This is a genomic window from uncultured Barnesiella sp., from assembly GCF_946496565.1.
Taxonomy (GTDB): domain Bacteria; phylum Bacteroidota; class Bacteroidia; order Bacteroidales; family Barnesiellaceae; genus Barnesiella; species Barnesiella merdigallinarum.
On record NZ_CAMMHD010000012.1, the window covers coordinates 59,241 to 77,389 of the forward strand.

Genomic DNA, 18,149 nt, shown 5'->3' on the forward strand with positions numbered 1-18,149 from the left:
GAACAGCCATCAGGCCGATACCGAAACCTCCAGCCCCAGCTCCCTCACCCGGGCGGCTATCTGCTCCAACTCCTCGCGAGAGACCTTTTCGAGCGATTCCTCAGGGGTTTTACGGTCGATGGTATAAATCATCACCGAACGGGGCGAAATGTACTGCAGCGCCTCCAACCACGGCGAGAGCTCCTCTTCTACGGTATTGTCGATGCGCTGTCCATTGTGCCAGCCGCGCAGGAACATGGTCTGCACAATCACATTGCCCGAGAAGCGCTTCAAGTCGCACACCACACGGTTCACATCGAAATGGGGGTCGTTGGGATTGTCGATCAAGGCCACCGTTTCGGGACGGAGCGAGTCGAGTTTGAGTATGTTGTTGTCGACCCGGTTCAGGGCTTTGAATACCGACTCGTCGTGAATGCGGGTCGCATTGGAGAGCACGCTTATCTTGGCTTCGGGGTAGTAGTGGTCGCGTAAATAGAGCGTAGTATCTATAATCTTTTCGAATTGCGGGTGCAACGTAGGCTCACCATTACCGGCAAAGGTAATGACATCGAGTTTTTCGCCCGCCTCGTGCATGGCCTGTAAACGGGTTTTCAACACCTCTTCTACCTGGTCGGCCGAGGGTAACCCGCTCTTGCCCACTCCCTGGGCATTGTAGCCGCACTCACAATAGACACAGTCGAACGAGCACAACTTGCCATCGGTCGGCAACAGATTCACACCCAGCGATATGCCCAGACGACGGCTGTGCACGGGTCCGTAAATGATTTCATGAAATAACACTGTCTGCATAGCAATACTCTTTTTACTTTACAAAGGTAGAATTTATCTACTATCCAACCATAGATTTTTGTAAAATCTATATACTCCTTTTCAAGTTATACACAAGTTGTGAATAAACTATATCTATTTATATGTCAATTATATATAAGAATAATAAACAAGGATGTCAACGATTTATCAACTTATGAAAAAACAATCGGGAGACAAAAGTCTGAAAACAGCCATACCAACAGCTTATCCACGGGTTTTCAACCACCGAAATACAAAAAATACTCACGTTATAAACAATTTGTAAAATTCTATTTATTAAACTATTAACCATAAATAAACAATCATATCCACAAGATATGGACAATCTGTACACATACACTATCAACACCGGTTAATATTATAATTATTGCAAAAAAATAGTCATCGAAAAATCGAAAGATTTACATTTGTACCCGATGAAAAGAGGATGGTCCATATTGTTTCTTTTTCTCTTTCTGATGGTTCCGAGCCTTCAGGCACAGATCTTTCAGGAGGAACATCCGGCTTATAAACATTTTTATCGGGTAGTTATCGACAACGATACGGTAGCGTTGATAGGACTACGCACCTTCTATGTATTTCCCCCCGAAAAATTCAAAAACAAAAAGGAGGAGAAATTTTACTGGAAAACCGTACGCGATGTGAAAAAGACCCTACCCTATGCCAAACTCATCTACAATATCTTCATAGAGACGTATGAATATATGGAGACTCTCCCCGACGACGAGGCTCGCGAGCAGCACATGAAACGTATGGAGAAAGAGGTTTTTCAACAATATAAACCGGTGTTGAAAAAGTTTACCTTGTCGCAAGGCAAGATGCTTATCAAGCTGATAAACAGAGAGTGTAACCAATCGTCCTACGAGTTGATAAAGGCTTTTCTGGGAAGCTTCAGGGCCAACTTCTGGCAATTCTTCGGCAAGATGTTCGGCGCCTCGCTCAAGACCGACTGGCAACCCGAAGGTAAAGACAAGACCATTGAGCGCATCTGCATTCTGGTAGAACAGGGTTCGCTATAACCCCAGTTGTTTGAAAAAATCCCAAATGACCAGACCGGCCGTAACCGAAACGTTCAACGAATGTTTGGTACCGAACTGGGGTATCTCGATGCTGCCCGTACACTTGTCGACAACCGACTGTTGTACCCCCTTTACCTCGTTGCCCAACACCACGGCATATCGCTTGTTCTTGTCCAACTCGATGTCGTTGAGACTGATACTCCCCTCCACCTGTTCGATGGCATAAACCTCGTAACCGGCCGCCAACAACTTATCAACAACCGTATAGGTATCTTGCTCATAAATCCAGTCGACACTATCCTCGGCCCCCAGTGCGGTCTTGTGTATATCGGTGTGCGGCGGTGTGGCGGTGATTCCGCAAAGGTAGATGCAGGCCACCTTGAAGGCATCGGCCGTACGGAATACCGACCCGATGTTGTTGAGGCTGCGCACGTTGTCCAGCACAACTACTAACGGTATCTTTTCGAGATGTTTAAACTCCTCTTGCGAAACCCGGTGCAGGTCGAAAATACTCTTTTTCTTCATAAACGACTCTCTTTACAAGCATCGACAAAGATAATACATACACCCGACAAAGCCAATTTCTTTTACCCGTCTCCTACCCTGTAAACAGCATCGTTAATAACCGTGTGTACAAGTGTGGATAAGCCGTTATAAAATGAGGGCTTAAAAAGCGGTACAAAATTTTGAAATCAGAAAATTACCTCTATACTACCCCTCTCCGTAAAAATGCAAATAATATATGCACCAGTTGTGAGTTGAAATATCCACCTCAAAATATCTATTTATCAATCATACAAATAGAATAAAGTTATTAACTTTGCAGTTTGTAAACAGGGAGTTGATAAGGAATTTAATAGGCTCATTATAACAAGATAATGACGTTGACAAGACGCGGATAACGTAACCCCCGAAGGTTGATAAGATAAAAAGCAACTATTTTAACAAGAAGTTATCCTTACTGTCAACAGCCTATTATCATCAACAATAAGAATTTTAAATTAAAAAATAAAAAAGGAATAATATATATGTTCGATGTAAATATCTCCAAAGGTTATGTGGATATGCCTGTTCCCGAAGGCGTGGATATGGTAGCCGAGATCGAGAAAATGAAGCGTGAGAAGAATGCCGTCGTGCTGGCTCACTACTACCAGTCGGGCGATATACAGGATATTGCCGACTATGTGGGCGACTCGCTGGCGCTGGCCCAATGGGCCGCCAAGACCGATGCGTCGATACTGGTGCTTTGCGGCGTGCACTTCATGGGCGAGACAGCCAAGATACTCTGCCCCGACAAAAAGGTGCTCATCCCCGACCTGAATGCCGGTTGTTCGCTGGCCGACAGTTGCCCGGCCGATGCCTTTGCCGAGTTTGTAAAACAACATCCCGGCTACAAGGTGATTTCGTATGTGAACACCTCGGCCGCCGTAAAGGCACACACCGACGTGGTGGTGACTTCGTCGAACGCCAAACAGATAGTAGAGAGCTTCCCGGCCGACGAGAAGATTATCTTCGGTCCCGACAAAAATCTGGGAAACTATATCAACAGCGTCACGGGTCGGAACATGTTGCTGTGGGACGGTGCCTGCCACGTGCACTCGCAATTCTCGCTCGAGAAAATCGTAGCGTTGAAAAAGGAGTATCCCGATGCCCTGCTGCTGGCCCACCCCGAATGCAAACGCGACATTCTGCTTGTGGCCGACAAGGTGGGTTCGACGGCCGCCTTGTTGCGCTTTGCTACCCAGTCGGACTGCAAACGCTTTATCGTAGCTACCGAGTCGGGTATCCTGCACGAGATGAAGAAGAGCAACCCCGGCAAGGAGTTCATTCCGGCCCCTCCCGACGATGCCAGTACCTGCGGCTGCAGCGAGTGCAACTTCATGCGGTTGAACACGATGAAGAAACTGTACAATACCCTCAAGTACGAGTTGCCCGAAATCACGATCGACGAAGCCATAGCCCGGGAGGCCATCAAACCCATACGCCGTATGCTCGACATATCGGCTTCACTGGGAATTTAAGAGAAGAGTAACTAAAAAAATATCACCTATCACATATTGTTCATCATGGAATACAATTTCAAAGAAATAGAGAAAAAGTGGCAGAAGTACTGGAAAGAGCATCACATCTACCAGGTTACCGAAAACAAGGAGAAACCCAAATACTACGTATTGGACATGTTCCCCTATCCTTCGGGTGCAGGTCTGCACGTAGGTCACCCGCTGGGATATATTGCTTCTGACATCTATTCCCGTTACAAACGGCTGAAAGGTTTCAACGTGCTCCACCCCATGGGTTACGATGCTTATGGACTTCCGGCCGAACAGTATGCGATACAGACCGGACAACATCCGGCCATTACGACCGAGAAGAATATAAATCGCTATCGTGAGCAGTTGGACAAGATTGGTTTCTGCTACGACTGGAGCCGCGAGATTCGCACCTGCGATCCCGAGTATTACAAGTGGACCCAGTGGGCCTTCATACAGATGTTCAACAGCTACTACGACAACGACAGGCAACAGGCCCGTTCGATTGAAGAGCTGGTAAAACATTTCGAGACGAAAGGTACCGAAGGGTTGAATGCGGCCTGCAGCGAAGAGCTTTCGTTCACGGCCGACGAGTGGAAAGCCAAGAGCGAGAAGGAGCAGCAGGAGACGCTGATGAACTACCGCATTGCTTACCTGGGCGACACGATGGTAAACTGGTGTCCGAAACTGGGTACGGTGCTGGCCAACGACGAGGTGAGCGAAGGAGTATCGATACGGGGTGGCTATCCCGTAGAGCAGAAGGTGATGCGCCAATGGTGCCTCCGGGTATCGGCTTATGCCCAACGTCTGCTCGACGGACTCGACAAACTCGACTGGACCGACTCGCTGAAAGAGACGCAGAAGAACTGGATAGGCCGTTCGGAGGGTGCCGAGATGCAGTTCAAGGTAGTAGACTCGGACGTAGAGTTTACCATCTTCACGACGCGTGCCGATACGGTATTCGGGGTTACCTTCATGGTACTGGCTCCCGAAAGCGAGTATGTGCAACAGGTGGTAACTCCCGAGCAGAAAGAGGCTGTCGACAAATACCTCGAGAGCATCAAACACCGCACCGAACGCGAGCGCCTGATGGACCGCAGCGTGACGGGTGTGTTTACGGGTGCCTATGCCATCAACCCGTTGAACAACAAACATATTCCTATCTACGTGAGCGACTATGTATTGGCCGGTTACGGTACGGGTGCCATCATGGCGGTACCGGCTCACGATAGCCGCGACTACGCCTTTGCCAAGCATTTTGACCTGCCTATCATTCCCTTGATCGAGGGGTGCGACGTGTCGGAAGAGAGTTTCGATGCCAAGGAGGGCAAGATGATAAACTCGTGTGGCAACGGTCTCGACCTGAACGGCATGGAGGTAAAGGATGCCATTGCCGCTACCAAGAAATTCATTAAAGAGAAAGGCATAGGCCGTGTAAAGGTGAACTACCGTTTGCGCGATGCCATCTTCAGCCGCCAGCGTTACTGGGGTGAACCCTTCCCGGTATATTACAAGGAGGGCATGCCCTATATGCTCGACGAGAGCAAGCTGCCGTTGAAACTCCCCGAGGTGGATAAGTTCCTGCCTACCGAGACGGGTGAACCCCCGCTGGGTCGAGCCAAGAACTGGGAGACCGAAGACCACTATCCGCTGGAGTTGTGCACGATGCCCGGTTTTGCCGGCTCGTCGGCCTACTATCTGCGCTATATGGACCCCCACAACGACAGGGCGCTGGTATCGAAAGATAATAACGAGTATTGGCGCAATGTCGACCTCTACATAGGTGGTACCGAGCACGCTACGGGTCACCTTATTTACAGCCGTTTCTGGAACAAGTTCCTGTTCGACAAAGGGGTGATTTGCGAGGATGAGCCTTTCAAGAAACTTATCAACCAGGGTATGATACAGGGGCGTTCCAACTTTGTATACCGTATAAAGGACACCAATACGTTCGTTACGCTCAACAAACGCAAGGAGTACGACACGACGCCCATTCACGTCGATGTAAACATCGTGAGCAACGATGTACTCGACATAGAGGCATTCAAGAAATGGCGTCCCGAGTTTGCTACGGCCGAGTTTATCTTGGAAGACGACGGCCGCTACATCTGCGGTTGGGCCGTAGAGAAGATGTCTAAGTCGATGTTCAACGTCGTCAATCCCGACGATATTGTCGAGAAATATGGAGCCGATACGTTGCGTCTGTACGAAATGTTCCTGGGCCCCATCGAGCAGAGCAAGCCGTGGGATACCAACGGCATAGACGGTGTACACCGCTTCTTGAAAAAACTGTGGAACCTTTTCTATCAGGGCGACAAGCTGGCCGTGCAGGATGCCGAGCCTACGAAAGAGGAGTTGAAATCGGTACACAAGCTCATCAAGAAGATTTCGTGGGATGTGGAGAACTTCTCGTACAACACCTCGATCAGTGCCTTTATGATTTGTGTAAACGAACTGACGGCGCTGAAATCGCGCAATAAGCAGATGCTCGAAAAGGTGATTATTCTGTTGGCACCTTTTGCCCCGCACATTAGCGAAGAGTTGTGGCACGAGTTGGGTCACGACCAGACGGTATGCGATGCCGAGTGGCCCGTGTGGAACGAAGAGTATCTGAAGGAAGATGTGGTGACGTATGCCGTCTCGTTCAACGGCAAGGCCCGTTTCAGCCTCGAGATAAAGGCCGGTACACCGCGCGAAGAGATAGAGCAGATTGTTCTCAACCACGAATCGTCGGCCCGATGGCTCGAGGGTAAGACCCCCAAGAAGATTATCGTGGTGCCCAACAAGATTGTCAATATTGTGATATAATGAAATACCTGATCCATGCTTGCCATGAGTGGTGGGCATGGATATTTTTTTGATATACAAGAATATAATAAGAAGGAGTAAACAGTTTAGAAACAAAGAGTAATATGCGATTGCCTTTTAACAGTGTATTGTATGCCGTAAAAGACTATATGGTCATCATATTCGGCTTGTTGCTGTATGCGCTGGGTTGGGTTGGATTTTTGCTGCCCAACGAAATTACTACCGGCGGTGTGACCGGTATTGCAGCCTTAATCTATTATGGAACGAAGATACCGGTATCGGTGTCGTATTTTACCATCAACGTGGTTCTGTTGTTGGCAGCTATCAAGGTATTGGGACTTAAGTTTTTTGTACGCACGATTTTCAGTGTGTTCATGTGTTCGTTCTTTCTGGGAATACTGCCCGAGTTCATACCTCACTCTCTGGTCGAGGAGCAGCCCTTCATGTCGGCCATCATCGGTGGTATTTTGTGCGGTTTGGGAGTAGGTCTGGTATTTGTATCGAACGGCAGTACGGGCGGAACCGATATTATCGCCGCCATCGTCAACAAGTACAAAAACATCTCGTTTGCCAAGATGATGATGTATATCGACTTCCTGATCATTGCCAGCTCGTACGTGCTGTTCCACAGCATAGAGAAGATGATTTTCGGTTATGTGGTGATGGGTGTGATGAGCTACACGATGGATATGGTTATCAACGGCAAGCGCCAGTCGGTACAGATACTGATTTTGTCGGACAAGTACGAAGAGATAGCTACGCATGTCAACCAGGATATACATCGGGGTGTAACCGTGCTTGATGGCATGGGATGGTACTCCAAACAGCCCAAGAAGGTGCTGATGATTCTGGCCAAACGTAACGAGTCGGTGAAGATATTCCGGTTGATCAAGTCGATAGACCCCAAGGCCTTCATCTCGCAATCGAATGTCGTTGGTGTTTACGGCGAGGGATTCGACAAGATAAAGACTTGATTCAGGAAATATACAACATATCGGGAAAACAGGGAGAGACAGATATTCTCCCAACAGATAGGTATCTAAAATAAAAAGAGATATTTATCGTTATACATAAACAGGGGAGGGCAGTTGAATTTTTAGAAACGGAAATTTGACTGCATTCTTATTTTTACAAAAAAGGTTTTGATTATGAAACTGGTTTTTGCCACGAATAATAAACACAAGTTGGAAGAAATCTCGGCTATTGTCGGTGATAAGATAGAGATTCTCAGCTTGAACGACATAGGCTGTCACGACGACATACCCGAAACAGCCGATACGTTTGAAGGAAACGCCTTGCAAAAGGCCCGTTATGTGAAGGAGAAATATGGTTACGACTGCTTTGCCGACGATACCGGTTTGCAGGTGGTAGCACTCAACGGCGAGCCCGGTGTATACTCGGCCCGGTATGCCGGCGAGCCTGCCGACTCGGAGAAAAATATAGACAAACTGCTGGCCAATCTGGAAAACCGGATGGATAGAAGAGCCAGTTTCATTACCTGCATAGCCTTGATTCTGGGGGGTGAGGAACATCTGTTCTATGGCGAGATAGATGGAAGTATCATCGACGAACGCAGGGGTTCGTCGGGGTTTGGATACGATTCGGTATTTGTACCCGAAGGACACGATGAGACTTTTGCCCAGATGGGTGAGGAGCAGAAAAACAAGATCAGCCATCGGGCTCGGGCCGTGAAGAGGTTGTCGGAATTTTTGAATACATTATAATCGTTTGATATGTCAAGGAGAATATCGGCTTTAATAGGTTTCATCGTATTGTCGTTTGCGTTTTTGACGCGGGCGCAGTTGGCTGTGGGTAGCTGGCAGATCTACTCGTCGATGGGCGATCCCGTGAAGGTGATAGATACCGGCGACCGGGTCTATTACGTGTCGGGCATTTCGCTTTTCTGCTTCGACAAGGAGACCGAGGAGATAGAGTCCTACAACAAGAACAACCTGTTGAACGATATAGATGTGGCAAATATCTATTACAACTACGATAAGAACTATCTGGTGGTGGTATATGCCAACTCGAATATCGATATTCTCTACGACAACGGCAAGGTGTACAATATCCCCGATATAAAGAATGCCATTATGACCTCGTCGAAGAGTGTCAACGACGTGAAATTTTACGGCAACCGCATCTACTTGGCTACCGACTTCGGTATTGTTGTACTCAACGACGAGAAGTATGAGGTGAGCGAGTCGTACAACTACGGGGAGAAGATAAATCTGATAGAAGTATGTGACAAATACTGGTTTATCGCTTATGACGCCGGCATCTTTTACCTGAATAAGGATAGTGTGCTTAAGTACAATTTGACTCAATGGAACACTCTTTATGCGTCAACAGTAGAGACATCGGCCATGATGCAGATGAATGATGAGTATTTGCTTTTCATTCAAAATGGAACAATTTATACCTACAAAATATCAGATTTGACGACTCTCTTACATACATTGTCGATAGGTGCTAAATATTTACAAAAATATTATGAGACCTGTATGGTATCCAATGATAGCTATGTATTTTTTGTAAGTACGAGCAATTTGGATAACGGCATTCAATATGATCAATCCTATATTTTTTATGATAAGTCAAAGTATCTGACAGATGTAGTGACCTCGTCGTATGAAAAGGATCAGTCTATATGGGCTTTGGGTGAATATGGCTTGTGCCATTTCAAGATGGAAAATGACCAGGTGACCATGTTGAAAGAGCCTTTTATGCCCAATGTGTCGAATGTAGCCGATCCCTGGAACCTGGTTATAAACGACAACAAGTTGTATGTGAGCAACTCGGGGCCTCGTCGGGGAACCGAAGACCAGTATGCGAAGACTCGCATGAGCGTGTTGGATCAAAACAATTGGACCGCCATCGATTTTGGTGAATTACCACTGGTCAATGACAAGCATGCCGCTACGTTATACTCGAGCTACAACATGGCATTCGATCCCGATGATCCCAATACTTTCTACATAGGTACCTGGTTCGAGGGCATATACAAGTTTACGAACTTCGAGTGTGTAGGCCATTATACGACCGAAAACTCTCCGTTTACGAAGTATATGGATTGGGCATTGAGTGTGCCTGTGGTGACCTTTGACCAGGAGGGTAACTTGTGGGTGGCTCATACCGGCGATGTGGGTGTGTGCATGCTGCCCAAGTCGAAACTGTCGCTCAGTACCGACCAACTCAAGGTGAGTGATTGGTATCAGTTCAAGTATTCCGATATTGTGAATAACAAATATGCCAAGTTGCTTATACCCAAGCGTTCTACCCCCAAGTGGGTCATCTATGGCGATTGGCCGGGTTGGGTTTTTGCTTTCGACGATAAGGGTACCTACAATACAACAGCCGATGACCGGACTCGAAAGTTGGTTTCGTTTATCGACCAGGACAACAAGACCTTTACCCCCAACTACTACAATTGCATTGCCGAGGATCATAACGGCCAGATTTGGATAGGAACCTCGTCGGGACCTATCGTCATTACGAATCCCGACAATGTCTTTAGTGACAATTTCCGCTGTACCCGCATCAAGATAGCCCGTAACGACGGTACCGACAATGCCGACTATCTGTTGCAGAATATCAACATTACCGACATTTTTATCGACGGTGCCAACCGCAAGTGGATAGGTACCCGCGAGTCGGGGCTCTATGTGGTGAGTGCCGATGGGTCGGAGGTGCTCGAGCACTTTACAACCGAGAACAGCAAGCTGCCGTCGGACTTTGTGACCGAGGTAGTGGTCGACCCGGTGACCGGTATCGCCTATGTGGGGACGACCAGCGGTCTGGCCGCCTATCGTTCCGATGCCGTACAGGGCAACGAAGATTACAGCAGTGTCTATGCTTTTCCCAACCCGGTACGGCCCGATTACGAGGGGTGGATTTCGGTAACGGGATTGATGGACAACAGTCTGGTGAAGATAACCGACACGGCCGGAAACCTCTTTTTCCAAGGGTATTCCAACGGTGGACAAATTTCGTGGGACGGTCGCGACCGCAACGGCAAGCGGGTGAAAACCGGTGTCTATCTGGTCTTTGCCTCGTCGAGTGCAAGCGGCAGTCAATCGGGAGTGGTTACCAAAATACTGGTTGTCAACTAAACAGGGAGATTATGCACCCGCTTCATCTGTTTCAATATTGTCCCCGGTGCGGTTCGCACCGGTTTGTAGAGAACAACGCTTCGTCGAAGCGTTGCGAAGATTGCGGCTTTGTCTACTACATCAATCCCAAAGCGGCAGTTGCAGCCTTTGTGATGGACAATCGGTCGCGGCTGTTGGTTTGCCGTCGGGCCTTTGAGCCGTCGAAGGGGATGCTTGATTTGCCGGGTGGATTTACCGAGTGCGGCGAGACGGTCGAGGAGGCTGTGGCCCGGGAGCTTTCGGAGGAGATAGGGTGGTACCCCGACCAGATGCGTTACATGTACTCTTTTCCCAACATTTACCGTTATTCGGGTTTCGACGTGCATACGATGGATCTCTTCTTTCTGTGCAAATACAAGGGCGATTCGGGGGCTCTGGCCGCACACGACGATGTGGAGTCGTGTTTCTGGCTTTCGCGCGACGAGATTCACCCCGACCGATTTGCCTTCCAGTCGGTACGCCGGGCCATCACGCTCTTATTGAACGACGACGCCTGTTGGCAAGTCGATTAAAACAGATTGGGAAACCACTCTTTCAAGTAGTTTACCCCGATAATCACGAGGTAGTAACGCGAAAATTTGCCGGCCATCATCGAGAGCAGGGTGCCTATGGGGTTGGCCCGCATCAGTCCGAGGGCCACAATCATGATGTCGCCTATGACCGGTATAAAGACAAAGAACCCGAATAGCGAACCTTTGCCCTGGAGGAAATGTTGCATCTTGGCCAGTTTCTCTTCAGGCATCTTCAGGTAGGTGTGTATCCACTCGGTTTTTCCCAGGTAGCCTATGTAGTAGCAAGTGACTCCGCCCAACCAATTGCCCAGCGTGGCCGAAATGACACATCCCCACGGGTCGTATCCGGCGACCAGCAGGACTCCCAGAACCACTTCGGAACTGAATGGTATGATGCTGCCGGCCAGGAAGGCGGCAATAAAGAGTCCTAAATATCCCCATTCGCTTAGGCTGGCAATAAATTCCATATAAACAGAGCTATGTAAAGGGTGAGTATAAGGTAAAACAGAATTACGCCCGGTTTGCGGTTGCCGTTGTTGGTAAAGAAGAAGGCCGCCTGCATGGAGACTGCCGCATTGAGCACGGGCAGATAATAGGCGTAATGCGTGTAATCGAGTATGAGCAGGAGTGCCGTATAAACCGAAAGCAGGTTTACAAAGCCATTATAGGCCCGTATTTGGCGTTTCTCGTTGAAAGAGGTATAGAGCATGGTCGTACCTGAGAAAAGTCCCAGAAGAGCCGTTAAAACAACAATCCAGAATTGTGGATGGTCATAAGGCAGACTCGCGGGCAGGGCGGGGGTGAAGTCGGGTAGCAGCAACGTCAGTTGCGAGAAGGGTATCAGGTCTATGCCCACAATAAACCAGAAGGGGGTGATGAACCCGATGAGGGCTCCCGACAGCGACTTTACCGACAGGTATCTGATTTGCGAAAAACCTATGAGAAAGAGTGGTACAAAGTAGGCGAACCGGGTACAGAAGAGGGTACCCAATGCCAGGGCTCCGAAGATGAGAAAAGCGGGTTGTGCTCTGTCGGATTGGTAGGATTGGAAAAAGAGAACGAGCAGCAAGAGCAATATCACGGTCGTGACCGTTCCGTCGCCCAACAGGGAGAGGGCGGGGGAGGCGAGCTCGAGCAACAGGAAGAAGAGAAAGGGCAGCAGGGTATGCTTCTGAATAAGGGAGAAGCGGTTGTTGATACGCAGCAGCAAGACTCCGCACAACAGGACGAGCAGGCAGTTTACGACCCGGTTGAGCAGCGCAGGGGCAAGCCATTGTCCGGCTCCGGGCCAGAGCAATCCGCCGTGCGATTCGACCATCGGTAGTGTAGTCAACCGCCCGGTAAGATAAACACCGGTCAGATAGAGGATAATCCACCAGACCGATGTGTATTTACCGCTTATGAATAGCTTCAGATTCATGATTTCAGAGGTCGGCTCCTATGTCGGAACGGAAATATTTCCCTTCGAAGGAGACCGCTTGGGCACTCTTGAACGAGTTGGCGAGAGCCTCCTCCTTGGTAGCCCCGTAGGAGCTGAGGGCGATGACACGTCCGCCGTTGGTTACAATCTTGCCCTCTTTGAAGGCTGTACCGGCATGGAAGGGGATACTGTCGGTCACCCGGTCGAGACCCGTAATCTCCTTGCCTTTCTCGTAGTGTCCGGGATAGCCGCCCGATACCAGCATGACGGTAACGGCACAGCGAGGATCCTCGACGAGCTCCCGGTCGCACAGATTGCCCTGAGCCACCCCTTCGAGCAGGTCTACCAGGTCGGACTGGATGCGCAGCATCACCACTTCGGTTTCGGGGTCGCCCATACGCACGTTGTACTCGATGACCATGGGTTCGCCGCCTACGTTGATGAGGCCCAGGAAGATGAAACCCTTGTAGGTGATTTTCTCCTCTTTCAGCCCCTCGATGGTGGGTTTCACGATGCGCTCTTCGACCTTTTTCATAAAGTCGGCATTGGCAAAAGGTACGGGCGAAACGGCACCCATACCGCCGGTGTTGAGGCCGGTATCGCCTTCGCCTATGCGTTTGTAGTCTTTGGCTACGGGCAGTATGCGGTAGTCGTTGCCGTCGGTGAGTACGAATACCGAGCACTCGATACCCGAGAGAAACTCTTCGATAACCACGGTTTTGCTGGCACTGCCAAACATCCCGTCGAGCATCTGTTTCAGCTCCTCCTTGGCCTCTTGCAGGTTGTCGATGATGAGCACGCCCTTACCGGCTGCCAGACCGTCGGCCTTGAGTACGTAGGGGGCCTTGAGCGTCTCGAGGAAAGCGTATGCGGCTTCGATGTTTTCGCTCGTGAAGCTCTGATAGCGGGCGGTAGGGATGTGGTGGCGCATCATGAAGCCCTTGGCAAACTCCTTGCTGCCCTCGAGGCGGGCACCCTCTTTCGACGGGCCGATGACGGGGATATGTTTCAGTTCGTCGTGTGCGACGAAATAGTCGTATATACCTTTTACCAACGGGTCTTCGGGGCCTACCACCACCATGTCGATGTGGTTTTCCACGGCAAAGCGGCCGAGGGCGTCGAAGTCGGTGGCCGATATTTCTACGTTGGTGCCGATAGCGGCGGTCCCGGCATTACCGGGAGCGATGAAGAGGCGGTCGGTTTTGGGACTCTGTTTCAGTTTCCAGGCCAAGGCGCATTCGCGGCCGCCCGAACCTAAGAGCAATATGTTCATGATAGTCGTTATTTAGGGTTTATTTTGAGGTGTCGGTTTCGTCGGTGCGAGGTTTCGTATCCTCGTCGTTGGGTTTGATCGAGGGGCGCTTGAAGGTGACGAACTTCTGGAAAGCCTCGTCGCCGTGCAGCCGCTTGGGTCGTTCGCCTTCGGGTTTGAACCGGTCGCGGTCGCGATGCTCGAAAGGTTTCCCTTGGGGGCGTGCCGGGCGGAAGGGACGTTCCGGACGTTCGCCTCGCTCACCGCGTTCAAATCGTTCGCTTCGTTCGGGGCGTTCGTCGCGGTGGCCGTAGCTCTTTCGCCGGCCGAAGGTCGACTGGTCGCGCGGCCCCGAGCGGCGGGGCGAGTCGTGGCGCTTGTCGAGGTTGTGACCTTCGCCTTTGAACTCCTTGTAGCGGCCGTCGAAAATCTCGTATTTGCGGTATTCGCATTCGAGGGCCCCGTTCATCAGCTCTATCTTCACCGAAGGTTTCAGACCGATGCGGTCGAAACACTCTTTGTGGTAGCTGATAATCCAGGCATCGTACCCCTTGAATACATGTTTCAGCCGGTTGCCTATCGACTCGTAGAGACCCAGCAGGTCGCTCGACGAGATGCGCTCGCCGTAGGGCGGGTTGGTGATGAGGATTCCCTCGGGCGACGGAGCTGTTTCGTACCGTTGTATAGACATGATTTTGAGGTCGATGTATTTGGCTACGCCGGCACTTTTTATGTTTTGGGTAGCGATGTCGATGGCTCGCGGCGAGATGTCGCTGCCGTATATGCGGTGGGTAAATTCGCGTTCGTGGCTGTCGTCGTTGTAGAGCGATTCGAAGAGTTCTTCGTCGAAATCTTTCCACCGCTCAAAGGCGAAGTTCTTGCGGAAGATGCCGGGATAGGTGTTGGTGGCGATGAGGGCGGCTTCGATGAGGATGGTACCCGAGCCGCACATGGGGTCGATGAGGTCTTTCTCGCCGTGCCAACTGGTCTTGAGAATCATGCCGGCAGCCAGTACCTCGTTGATGGGAGCCTCGGTTTGTCCCACGCGGTAACCACGCTTGTGGAGCGATTCGCCCGAACTGTCGAGCGAGAGGGTGCAGCTCATGTGCGAGATGTGCAGGTTGAGCACCACCTCGGCCCCGTTGAGGCGTACCGATGGGCGTTTGCCGTTCTTCTCCATGAAGTAGTCGGCAATGGCATCTTTGGCGCGGTAGGTGACGAATTTGGAGTGTCTGAAACTGTCGGAGTTGGTGACGGAGTCGATCGAGAAGGTGGTCTCGGGCGAGAGCAGTGTCTCCCAGGGGAAAGCCTTCATCTTTTCGTAGACTTCGTCGGGGTCCGAGGCTTCGAACTTATAGATGGGTTTGAGTATTCTCAGAGCCGTTCGGCAGGCCAGATTGGCTTTGTAGAGCAGGGCTTTGTCTCCTGTGAAAGAGACCATTCTCCGGCCCGTTTCCACGTTTTCGCCGCCGAGCTGTCTGATCTCTTCGGCCAGGACATCTTCGAGCCCCTGGAAAGTTTTTGCTACGATTTCAAATTTTTCGGTATTCACGACGCGTGTATATTGTTTGGTTTTTTACTGTTTTGCTTTGGCCTGTACGAGGCGTTCGCCGGGGGCCACATTCTCGGTCACCCAGATGTTACCGCCTATGACAGCCCCCTTGCCGATGGTGATTCGGCCCAGAATGGTGGCGTTGGAGTAGATGATTACATCGTCTTCGATGATGGGGTGGCGGGCGATTCCCTTGATGGGATTGTTGTTCTCGTCGAGCGGGAAGCTGCGGGCCCCCAGCGTGACACCCTGGTAGAGTTTCACCCGGTTGCCGATAATCGAGGTGGCTCCGATGACGACACCCGTGCCGTGGTCGATGGCAAAGTATTCGCCTATGGTGGCGGCGGGGTGTATGTCGATACCCGTCTCGGAGTGAGCCATCTCGGTGATGATGCGGGGTATGAGGGGGACTCCCAGTTCGAGCAGTTTGTGGGCGATGCGATAGTTGGCGATGGCCCGTATGGCCGGGTAGCACAGGATGACCTCGGCCTTGCTCTGTGCGGCCGGGTCGCCGTTGTACATGGCGGTGACGTCGGTCGAGAGTATGCGCCGCATCTCGGGCAGATAGGATATGAAGTTGACCGCCTTCTGTTCGGCTACCCCTTCGAGTTGTTTCGGGTCGTAATGGATAAGGGGGTCGTCGGTCACAAACAGGAGTCCGGCCGAGATTTGACTCACCAGCAGGTCGAACAGTTTTTCGGTGTTGATTCCGGTGTGGTAGAGCAGGTTTTTGTCGCTCACATCGGGCGAACCGTAGAAACCGGGGAAGATGAGCGAGCGACAGAGCGCGATGATTTCTTGCAGTTGTTGTCCCGAGGGGAGCATCTCTCCCTTGCAACTCTGGTGGTGCAACTCTTCGAGCGAAAGGAAATCGGACAGTTTCTTGACCGTCTCTTTCAGATTTTCGGCATATTTATAGCTGCTCATGTGCAATGTTAACTATTTGATGGAGCCAAGATAGCGCTGTCGGCAGATTGAGGTTCGCACAAGAATATCGCACTGGAGAGCAGCCTATTTTGTATTTGGGAGCAAAGATAAGAAATATAGCCGATAAAGAACTCTTAAAGGGACAATTCTTATGATTCTTTGAGGATAAGAATCGACTCGGGTCCCATATTCATCAAGAGGTCGAGTATGCTCAGGTCGGGCAGGAAACCATATTTGGGGGCAAACACCTGGTAGTAGGGTTTGAGGTGCATCGAGGGGATAGTCTCGGCAATATTTCGTTTGGGGTGTATGGCTTCGCGCAGGTCTGCTTCGCCAGGGGCGGGTTGGGCATACTGGTCGGTGTATTCAACGTGCGGTTCCAAGCCGATGAGTTCGCAGAGGGTCTGTCGGATGGCTTCGTTGAAGTCGAGCAGAAAGGTGTATCGCTTCTCGAAGAAGGGGCGAATATCGTCCTGGTAATACTCGAAGAAGGGCGACGAGCCGTAGGCCGAGGCGATGGCGTTCCAGTGCAGGTGACGCCACTCCCCGTGGTCGGAGATGCGGATGTCGCGGGTGGGGCACTTGAGGGTATCGGGCTTGACTACCGGCACCGAGAGCGACAGCATACCGTTGGCACCGGCTATGTGGCATCGGTTGCGGTAGGTCTGCTTGGTGTAGTTGCACCACTGTTCAATCACGATGCGGTTGTAGGCAAGCAGGGCCATGTAGTACGACACCGGGGCAAAGTAGGCGGTAGAGAGGTAGGCGGTGGTCATAGCGGTCGGGTGAAGAAACGGTCGGTACGGAACGATTGCCAGAAGGGCTTTTCGGGGTCGCGCGAGTAGCCTATCCACAGCCCTTTGCCCATGAGCAGGGAGTGGGGCAGGGGGCCGAAGGTGCGCGAGTCGGCCATGCCGGCGCGGTTGTCGCCGATGACCCAATAGTAGTCTTGCGAGAGCCGGCACTGGGTGACAATCCGGTCGCCGTGGTAGATTTTGCCCTCTCGACAGGTCACGGGACAGTTTTCGTATTGGGTGAGGAGGTAGGCCAGCATCTCGGCATTCTGCGGGGTGACTCGTATGTTTTTCCCTTTTCGGGGGAGTGTGATTTCGTAGCTGTCGCGGTTGAGGAATACGGGATAGAGCAGCGAATCGGGCGCAAGCTGCTTGCGTACCTTGTCGTAGTCGTAGCGCGAGAGGAAGAGCAGCCGGTCACTGCCCACCTTTCCCTGCTCGACAAATTGCGCCTTGTTTTGGCGCAAGGTGCGGTTCACGTCGTTGCGCATCGAGTCGGGCGAGAGGTAAGCCTCGAGAATGAGCGGGGGTTGGGCTACCGCCTTACGGTTGATAAACAGGAGGTTGCCGGTGCTGCGAATGGTGTCGCCGGGCAGACCTATGCAGCGGGCCATGGCCACCTCGTCGCCGGCACTCTGCGGCTGGTGTAGCGAGGGCAGTGTGAAGACCAGCAGGTCGCGGCGCGCAGGGGTGCGATGGCCCCAGCGGAACGACCACTTGTCGACCCACAGGCGGTCACCCGGCAAGAGGCTGTTCTCCATCTGGCCGGGCGGTACGCGGTAGGGTTCGACCACGAAAAAGCGGACAGACCATACAATCGCGATAATGACAATTACCGTGACCAGAATCGTGCGTATAGTCTCTCGTTTCATCA

Annotated in this window: 16 protein-coding genes; 7 read left to right on the top strand and 9 right to left on the bottom strand. The window is 51.1% G+C overall.

The genetic code is table 11. The features are described from left to right. Nucleotides 1-9: 9 nt before the first annotated feature. Nucleotides 10-789: a radical SAM protein gene (locus tag Q1K76_RS07805; RefSeq protein WP_298662014.1), complete on the bottom strand. Its 780-nt coding sequence runs from the start codon at nt 787-789 to the stop codon at nt 10-12. Nucleotides 790-1,226: 437 nt separating this feature from the next. Between Q1K76_RS07805 and Q1K76_RS07810 the strand changes: the two genes are divergently transcribed. Next, nucleotides 1,227-1,829, top strand: a complete 603-nt coding sequence (locus Q1K76_RS07810; protein WP_087407904.1) for a DUF4294 domain-containing protein — start codon at nt 1,227-1,229, stop codon at nt 1,827-1,829. On the opposite strand, the gene Q1K76_RS07815 is transcribed toward Q1K76_RS07810, so the two are convergent. Then, on the bottom strand, nt 1,824-2,354 hold the full coding sequence (locus tag Q1K76_RS07815; protein WP_258326898.1) for an RNA methyltransferase: 531 nt from the start codon (nt 2,352-2,354) through the stop codon (nt 1,824-1,826). The two genes, Q1K76_RS07810 and Q1K76_RS07815, sit on opposite strands and share 6 nt — an antisense overlap. Before the next feature lie 503 nt (nt 2,355-2,857). Between Q1K76_RS07815 and nadA the strand changes: the two genes are divergently transcribed. The 6 genes from nadA (at nt 2,858) to Q1K76_RS07845 (ending at nt 11,330) form a co-directional block, all read left to right on the top strand. Then, nucleotides 2,858-3,850: a quinolinate synthase NadA gene (gene nadA / locus Q1K76_RS07820; RefSeq protein WP_300132323.1), complete on the top strand. Its 993-nt coding sequence runs from the start codon at nt 2,858-2,860 to the stop codon at nt 3,848-3,850. Between the two features lie 45 nt (nt 3,851-3,895). Then, a complete protein-coding gene (leuS, locus tag Q1K76_RS07825) occupies nt 3,896-6,667 on the top strand; it encodes a leucine--tRNA ligase (RefSeq protein ID WP_300132326.1) in 2,772 nt (923 codons plus the stop codon). A gap of 104 nt (nt 6,668-6,771) precedes the next feature. Then, the gene (locus Q1K76_RS07830; protein WP_087407901.1) at nt 6,772-7,641 is read left to right on the top strand and encodes a YitT family protein; all 870 of its coding nucleotides are present in this window, start codon (nt 6,772-6,774) and stop codon (nt 7,639-7,641) included. Nucleotides 7,642-7,815: 174 nt separating this feature from the next. Then, nucleotides 7,816-8,391 (top strand): non-canonical purine NTP diphosphatase, encoded by a 576-nt coding sequence (locus Q1K76_RS07835; protein ID WP_087407900.1) that lies wholly within the window; start codon nt 7,816-7,818, stop codon nt 8,389-8,391. A 9-nt stretch (nt 8,392-8,400) separates the two neighbouring features. After that, the gene (locus Q1K76_RS07840; protein WP_300132330.1) at nt 8,401-10,779 is read left to right on the top strand and encodes a two-component regulator propeller domain-containing protein; all 2,379 of its coding nucleotides are present in this window, start codon (nt 8,401-8,403) and stop codon (nt 10,777-10,779) included. 11 nt (nt 10,780-10,790) lie between these two features. Beyond that, nucleotides 10,791-11,330 carry an NUDIX domain-containing protein gene (locus tag Q1K76_RS07845; protein ID WP_300132333.1) on the top strand — a complete coding sequence of 180 codons (540 nt, stop codon included), beginning with the start codon at nt 10,791-10,793 and terminating at the stop codon, nt 11,328-11,330. Here the strand turns inward: Q1K76_RS07845 and Q1K76_RS07850 are convergent. The 7 genes from Q1K76_RS07850 to lepB form a co-directional block, all read right to left on the bottom strand. Beyond that, nucleotides 11,327-11,797 carry a VTT domain-containing protein gene (locus tag Q1K76_RS07850; RefSeq protein ID WP_087407897.1) on the bottom strand — a complete coding sequence of 157 codons (471 nt, stop codon included), beginning with the start codon at nt 11,795-11,797 and terminating at the stop codon, nt 11,327-11,329. The genes Q1K76_RS07845 and Q1K76_RS07850 overlap by 4 nt on opposite strands. After that, nucleotides 11,776-12,750 (bottom strand): hypothetical protein, encoded by a 975-nt coding sequence (locus Q1K76_RS07855; RefSeq protein WP_258326903.1) that lies wholly within the window; start codon nt 12,748-12,750, stop codon nt 11,776-11,778. Before Q1K76_RS07855 ends, Q1K76_RS07850 begins: the two co-directional genes overlap by 22 nt. Before the next feature lie 4 nt (nt 12,751-12,754). Further along, complete coding sequence (gene purD / locus Q1K76_RS07860) at nt 12,755-14,023, bottom strand: phosphoribosylamine--glycine ligase (protein WP_087407895.1); 1,269 nt, start codon at nt 14,021-14,023, stop codon at nt 12,755-12,757. A gap of 19 nt (nt 14,024-14,042) precedes the next feature. Next, nucleotides 14,043-15,554: a THUMP domain-containing protein gene (locus Q1K76_RS07865; RefSeq protein WP_300132337.1), complete on the bottom strand. Its 1,512-nt coding sequence runs from the start codon at nt 15,552-15,554 to the stop codon at nt 14,043-14,045. A gap of 24 nt (nt 15,555-15,578) precedes the next feature. After that, entirely contained in the window at nt 15,579-16,481 is a 903-nt protein-coding gene (gene epsC, locus Q1K76_RS07870; RefSeq protein WP_087407893.1) for a serine O-acetyltransferase EpsC, read from the bottom strand. A 149-nt stretch (nt 16,482-16,630) separates the two neighbouring features. Beyond that, nucleotides 16,631-17,257, bottom strand: a complete 627-nt coding sequence (locus Q1K76_RS07875) for a WbqC family protein (protein ID WP_300132340.1) — start codon at nt 17,255-17,257, stop codon at nt 16,631-16,633. Next, the gene (gene lepB / locus Q1K76_RS07880; protein WP_300132342.1) at nt 17,254-18,147 is read right to left on the bottom strand and encodes a signal peptidase I; all 894 of its coding nucleotides are present in this window, start codon (nt 18,145-18,147) and stop codon (nt 17,254-17,256) included. Before lepB ends, Q1K76_RS07875 begins: the two co-directional genes overlap by 4 nt. Nucleotides 18,148-18,149 lie beyond the last annotated feature (2 nt).